This window comes from Blastococcus sp. MG754426, assembly GCF_021699055.1.
In the GTDB taxonomy this organism is placed as follows: Bacteria; Actinomycetota; Actinomycetes; order Mycobacteriales; family Geodermatophilaceae; genus Blastococcus.
The window spans coordinates 1-6,390 of record NZ_SSXC01000125.1; the positions used below are offsets into that span (position 1 = coordinate 1).

The window sequence follows — 6,390 nt, forward strand, 5'->3', positions numbered from 1 at the left end:
GCCCGCCCGGTGGCGCTTCCGCCGGGGTGCCGGTGGGCACCCAGCGCGGCATGAGCATCCTGGGGAAGCTGATGGGCACGGCGCAGAGCGCGACGCGGGGCGGGCGGCTGCGCGTGCCGTGACCGCCCGCGCAGCCGCCGGTGCGGAACGCCAGGTCAGCCGCTGACCTCGACCAGGTCCACCACGAAGACCAGCGTGGAGCCGCCCGGGATCGGCCCGCGGTCCTGCTCGCCGTAGCCCAGCTCGCTGGGGATGGTGATCACGCGGCGGCCACCGACCTGCATGCCCGCGATCCCCTGCTCGAAGCCCGGGATCACCTGGCCCGCGCCGAGGGTCACCGGCAGCGTCTCGTCCGCCCCGCGGCTCCAGGACGAGTCGAACTCCTCCCCCGTCTCGTAGAAGCCGCCGACGTACTTCACGGCGACGGTGGAGCCCTCCACGGCCTCCTCGCCGCCGCCCCGGACGACGTCCTCGACGACGAGCCCGGTCGGCGCCGGGGTGTCGGACGCCGGGACCTGCGGGGCCTCCGACAGGTCGGTGCTGATCCCCTCGGCGACCACCGAGGTCGGCTGCTCGATCGACGAGCCCGTCCCGTCCTCGCCGCCGCAGGCGGTCAGGGCGAGGGTCAGGGCGAGCAGGGTGCCGGGGACGGTGCGGCGGTTCATCGGGTCTCCTGGGCGAGCGGGCGCTCGGATCGGTGCGGGCGGGACGGCCGGCGCGCGCCGCGGGCAGGGCCACGGGGCGGCGCGGCCCTGCCCGCCATGGTCCCAGAGCGCGCCGGGGAGGCCGGTCAGGCGGCGCCCAGGGCGTCGGCGACCCGGTGGTGCACCGCCGCCTCGCCGCCCCGGCTCTGCCGCTCCAGCGTGCGGGCCAGGGCGCGGCGGGCCCACCCGTTGCTCGGCGCCAGGTCCACCAGCCGGGTCAGCGCCGCTTCGGCCGGCCCGAGCTGCGCCGAGCCGTAGTAGGCCCGGGCCAGCAGCTCCAGCGCCGCCTCGTTGCGCGGTTCGGCGTCCACGACGGGCTGCAGGATGCGGGCGGCCGCGTCGGGCTGACCCATGTTCAGCAGGAGGTCGGCGCGGAGGAACTCCGAGTGCAGGTCCATCTCGAACGGCTGGGTCATGCCGTCCCCAACGTCCGCGCACGGCGGCGGCTTCCCGCCGGTCACCTTTCCGGCTCGGGGAAGCGGGCCCCCGCGGCGAGCTCGCTGCCGTCGGCGACCCGCGCCGCCCGGCCGACCAGGGTGATCTCCCCGTCACCACCGACCGACGCGCCCCGTCCCACGTCGACCCCGTCGTCGAGCACCGACCGCGTCACGGTCGCCCCCGCACGCACCCGCACGCCGGGCAGGAGCACCGAGTCGACGACGGTGGCCCCGGCCTCGACGACGACGCCCGGCGAGAGGACCGAGCCGCGCACGTCCCCGCCCACCCGGGTGCCACCGGAGATCAGGCTGTCCTCGACCCGGGCCTCGCTGAGCACCCGCGCGGCGCTGTGCCGGCCGCCGCGCGTGTGCACCGGCCAGCGCGGGGCGTCCAGGTCCAGCGGCGGCTCCTCGGCGATGAACTCCCGGTGCGCCTCCCAGTACGCCGGCACCGTGCCGACGTCGCGCCAGTACCCGTCCAGCGGGAAGGCCCGGGCCAGGCCGTCGGCGGTCTGCGCGGGCAGCAGGTGGGACCCCAGGTCCTCCAGCCCCTCCTCCCCCACGTCGGCGTTGAGCGCCTCCAGCCGGTCCAGCGTCGGGGTCGGGGAGAACACGAAGACCTCGTTGGTGGCCGTCGTCGTCGCCGGCTCGTCGGGCTTGTAGGCGTACCCGCTGACCCGGCCGCCGTCGGCGACCTCGACGATGCCGTAGCGCGACGCGTCGTCCGGGGCCACCTCGGTCGTGACCATCGTGACCTCGGCGCCCGAGCCGAGGTGGGCCTCGGCGACCTCCCGGTAGTCCAGCTTGTAGACCGCGTCGGCGCTCACCACGACCAGCGCGTCGGCGTCGAAGGCGCGGATCAGCTCCGCGTGCCGCCAGAGCGAGTCGGCGGTGCCGGTGTTCCAGCCGCCGCGCTCGGTGCCCTTGTACGGGGGCAGGGTGAGCAGCCCGCCCGCCGTCCGGTCCAGGTCCCAGGGCCGACCGTTGGACAGGTGGTCGTGCAGCGATGTCGGGTGGAACTGGATGGAGACCCAGACGTCGGAGATCTGCGAGTTCTGGCAGTTGCTCAACGGGAAGTCGATGAGCCGGTAGACCCCCGCGAACGGCACGGCGGGCTTGGCCCGCTGCTCGGTGAGCAGCTCGAGCCGGCCGCCGGCGCCACCGGCCAGCACGAGGACGAGGATCCGTGGGAGCGCCATGCGCGGCGGGCTACCCCGCCGGGGGCTCGTCCACCCGTCGGCCGTCAGGGGCGGCGCACCGAGTCCAGGAAGCCGCGCACCCGCTCCCGCAGCTCCAGGGCGCGCTCGGCGACGACCTCCTCGGGGTCCCGGTCGCGCAGCCACGGCGGGATCTCGGTGCGCACCCGCGTGGAGCAGCGCAGGTCCGCGCAGATGTAGGTGCCCACGGTGTTGCCGTTGCGCCCGGCGTCCCCGGTGCGGCGCGCGGTGAACAGCGAGACGGCGTCGCCGGGCTGCGCCGTCTGGCAGAGCAGGCACATCGCCGCCGTCCGGCTGGACATGCTGCTCTCGGCGGCGCGGACGGCGACCCCCACGGTCTCGTCGTCGACCTGCGCGACCAGGTAGCCCCGCAGCGGCGCCTTCGGGTCGCGCCAGCCGAGCACGTCTCGGTCGGCCCAGTCGAGCTCGTCGAGGTCCCTGGGCAGGGTGAGGGTCCTCGCCTCGCCGCGCGAGCAGTTGACGAACGAGCGCCGGATCTCGGCCTCGGACAGCGGTGTCACCGGTGGTGCCTCTTCTCCTGGTGGTGCGGGTGCCGGCGGGGATCATCGGCGATCTCCCCCGGCGCGCTCACCTGTTTTTCAGGCGGGGAGCTCCCCACCGGGGCCGGCCGCCTCGGCCAGCAGCCGGTCGCGGACCTCGGCCGGGAGCCGGTCGACGTAGACGGTGCCGTCGAGGTGGTCCACCTCGTGCTGCAGGCAGCGGGCGGCCATGCCGGTCGCCTCGATCACCACCGGGTCGCCGTGCAGGTCGACGCCGTCGACCCGGGCCCGGAAGCCGCGCGGCAGCTCGGCGTAGGGGCCGGGCACCGACAGGCAGCCCTCCTCGGTGACCTCCTCCGCCGGGTCGTCCCCCACCGGCTGGAGCACCGTGAGGACGGGGTTCACGACGTAGCCGACGACGTCCTCGCCGTCGGCGTCCGGGCAGTCGATGACGAAGACGCGGGCGTCCACGCCGATCTGGTTGGCGGCCAGCCCGACGCCGTCGGCGGCCTCCATGCTGGCGAACATGTCGAGCACCAGCCGCCGCAGCGCGTCGTCGAACGCGGTCACCTCGGTGCACCGGCGGTGCAGGACCGGGTCGCTGCCGTAGGTGACGATCGGCCGGGCGACGCCGTCGTAACGGCCGAACAGGCGCATGCGCCGATCCTAGGGAGCGGCTGCCCGGCCGGGACTTGGCACCATGGCGCGGTGCGCCCGAGCCCCGATCCCGCGACCGCGCTGGGGCTGGCCCTCGGCGCGCTGGCCGACCTCGCGCTCGCCGATCCGCGGCGGGGCCACCCGGTGGCCGGCTTCGGGCGGGCCGCCGCCGGGCTGGAGCGCCGCACGTGGCGCGACTCCCGCGCCGCGGGCGCCGGCCACTGGGCCCTGCTCGTCGGCGGCACCGCCGCGCTCGGGCTGGCCGCCGACCGCGCCACCCGCTCCCGCCCGGTGCTGCGGGCGGCGGTGACCGCCACGGCGACCTGGGCCGTCCTGGGCGGCACCTCGCTCGGGCGGGTGGCGGTGCGGATGCACGACGCCCTGGCCGCCGGCGACCTGGCCGCCGCCCGGGCCACGCTGCCCGCGCTGGCCGGCCGCGACCCGAGCGGGCTCGACCGGGACGAACTGGCCCGCGCGACGGTGGAGTCGGTCGCCGAGAACACCTCCGACGCCGCCGTCGCCCCGCTGTTCTGGGGTGCGGTGGCCGGCCTCCCCGGGCTGCTGGGCTACCGGGCGGTCAACACCCTGGACGCCATGGTCGGCCACCGGTCGCCGCGGTACGCGCGGTTCGGCTGGGCCGCCGCCCGGGCCGACGACGTCGCCAACTGGCTGCCCGCCCGGGCGACCGCGGCGCTGACCGCCGGCTGCGCCCCCCTGGTGGGGGGGTCGGCCGCCGGCGCCCTGCGCGCCTGGCGCCGCGACGGCGCCGCCCACCCCAGCCCGAACTCCGGGCGCTGCGAGGCGTCGCTCGCCGGGGCGCTCGGCCTGCGACTGGGCGGCCGCAACGTCTACGGCAGCCGGGTCGAGGAGCGGCCGGCGCTCGGCGACGGCCGGCCGCCCGTCCCCGCGGACGTCCCCCGGGCCGTGGCCCTCTCCCGCGCGGTCTGGATCGCCGCGGCGACGGCGGCGGTCCTGGGGCGCCGGCTGCGCCGCTGACCACCCCGGTCGAACGCACCGCGCGGCCGGGCGAGCACCGGGAAGCCCGCCGGGTCGACCCGGGGATGGCTGGCCGGCGGGTCACCCGGGCCGGGGCCGCCCCGCAGCGTGATGCGGAGGGTGGCCACCGACAGGTAGCCCAGCCCCAGCAGGACCAGCACCAGCGCGACGATTCCACCTGTGTCCATGACAGGAGAGTGGCACCGTATGGGCTGGTGTCTTGCAGGCCAATCCGGCATGGTGGCTGCATGCCACCCGGGTCGCAGCGGTCCACAGCTGCCAGAGAGCTCGCCACCCTCGTCGGCCCGGTCGAGGGGCTGCCCACGCCCCTGTACGCAGGGCTGGCCCGCCGGGTCCGTGACCTGCTGACCACCGGGGCGCTCTCCGCGGAGGTGCGGCTGCCCGCGGAACGCGAGCTCGCCGGCGAGCTGGACGTCAGCCGGGTCACGGTGGCCTCGGCCTACCGGGTGCTGCGCCAGGAGGGTTTCGCCCGCACCCGGCACGGGTCGGGCACGGTCACCGCGCTGCCCGACGTGCCGTCCGGCTGGACGCCGCCGAGCACCGCACCGGGGGTGATCGACCTGGCCCACGCGGCACCGGAGGCGGCGCCCCAGCTCCTGCCCGCCTACGAGCAGGCGCTCGCCGAGCTGCCGGCACACCTGCCCGCGCACGGCTACGCCCCGAGCGGGCTTCCCCAGCTGCGCGCGGCGGTCGCCGGCTGGTTCACCTCCCGCGGGCTGCCCACCGACGCCGACCAGGTGGTCGTGACCGCGGGCGTCGGCGACGCCGCCGCCCTGGCCCTGGACACCCTGCTGGAGCCCGGCGACCGCGTGCTGGTCGAGCACCCGACGTACCCGGGTGCGGTGGGCCTGGTCGCGGCGGCCGGCGGGCGCTGCGTCCCGGCCGCGGTCGATCCGGCCGATCCCGACGCGCTCGTGCGCACGGCCCAGCTGGTGGCCCGGCAGAGCAGCCCCCGCCTGGCCTACGTGATGCCCGACTGCTCCAACCCCACCGGCACCGCCCTCTCGGCGGCCGGCCGGCGGCGGCTGGCGGCGACCCTCTGGCAGCACGGCGTGGTGACGCTGGCCGACGAGGTCTCCACGGGCCTGGAACTCGACGCACCGACCGCGCCGCCGTTCGCCGCCGGAGTCCCCGACGCGGCCACGGTGACCGTCGGCGGGCTGTCCAAAGCGGTCTGGGGCGGCCTGCGCATCGGCTGGCTGCGCACCGAGGCCGGCCTCGCCGCACGGCTGGGCGAGGCGCTGAGCCGCCGCCAGCTCTCCGTCGGGGTGCTCGACCAGCTGGCCGCCACCGTGCTCGTGCGGCAGCTGGACGAGATCCTCGAGCAGCGGCGTGCCCTGCTCCGCGAGCGGCGCGCCGTCCTGCTGGCCGAGCTCGCCGCGCAGCTGCCGGGCTGGACGGCGCCGGCGCCCACCGGTGGGCTGGCCGTGTGGTGCCGGCTGCCCCCCGGCACCAGTTCGGCGGCGTTGACCGCGGCCGCCGCGGAACGCGGGCTGCTGCTCGCCGAGGGCCGGGCCTTCGGCACCGGGCACGCCTTCGACGACCACCTCCGGCTCCCGTTCACCCTGCCGCCGGAACGGCTGCGCGCCGCCGTCGGCGTGCTGGCCCGGCTCGACCGGGAGGCGCGCCCACCCGCGGACGCCCGGCCGCCGCGCCCGCTCACCGTGGTCTGATCCGTGCTGGCGGGCACCGCCGGGCGGACGTACGGTCACGGTGTTCGGGAGGTCCGGTACCCCGCGTGGGGCCGGGGCGCCGGGCGTCGAGCAACCGGCGCCCCGTGCCTGCCGGTCGCCGGCACGCCTCCGTCCTGGAGGTCGACCATGTCCTCGCCGTCGCTCCCCCGCTCCCGCCCCACCGC

At 77.3% G+C, this 6,390-nt stretch carries 7 protein-coding genes; 2 read left to right on the forward strand and 5 right to left on the reverse strand.

The window, feature by feature from the left end; translation table 11 throughout:
- Window positions 1–155: 155 nt before the first annotated feature.
- From E9549_RS22085 to def, 5 genes are all read right to left on the reverse strand, one after another.
- On the reverse strand, window positions 156–665 hold the full coding sequence (locus E9549_RS22085; protein ID WP_236828745.1) for an FKBP-type peptidyl-prolyl cis-trans isomerase: 510 nt from the start codon (window positions 663–665) through the stop codon (window positions 156–158).
- 125 nt (window positions 666–790) lie between these two features.
- Window positions 791–1,120, reverse strand: a complete 330-nt coding sequence (locus E9549_RS22090) for a tetratricopeptide repeat protein (RefSeq protein WP_236828746.1) — start codon at window positions 1,118–1,120, stop codon at window positions 791–793.
- Window positions 1,121–1,161: 41 nt separating this feature from the next.
- Window positions 1,162–2,340, reverse strand: coding sequence for a glucose-1-phosphate adenylyltransferase family protein (locus E9549_RS22095; protein WP_236828748.1), 1,179 nt, complete (start codon window positions 2,338–2,340; stop codon window positions 1,162–1,164).
- A gap of 44 nt (window positions 2,341–2,384) precedes the next feature.
- Entirely contained in the window at window positions 2,385–2,879 is a 495-nt protein-coding gene (locus E9549_RS22100; protein WP_236828749.1) for an FBP domain-containing protein, read from the reverse strand.
- A gap of 78 nt (window positions 2,880–2,957) precedes the next feature.
- Entirely contained in the window at window positions 2,958–3,515 is a 558-nt protein-coding gene (gene def, locus E9549_RS22105) for a peptide deformylase (protein WP_236828750.1), read from the reverse strand.
- 51 nt (window positions 3,516–3,566) lie between these two features.
- Here def and E9549_RS22110 point away from each other — a divergent pair, with 51 nt between their 5' ends.
- Both E9549_RS22110 and E9549_RS22115 read left to right on the forward strand, forming a co-directional pair.
- On the forward strand, window positions 3,567–4,511 hold the full coding sequence (locus E9549_RS22110) for a cobalamin biosynthesis protein (protein WP_236828751.1): 945 nt from the start codon (window positions 3,567–3,569) through the stop codon (window positions 4,509–4,511).
- A 248-nt stretch (window positions 4,512–4,759) separates the two neighbouring features.
- Entirely contained in the window at window positions 4,760–6,205 is a 1,446-nt protein-coding gene (locus E9549_RS22115; protein WP_236828752.1) for a PLP-dependent aminotransferase family protein, read from the forward strand.
- The last annotated feature ends 185 nt before the right edge of the window (window positions 6,206–6,390 follow it).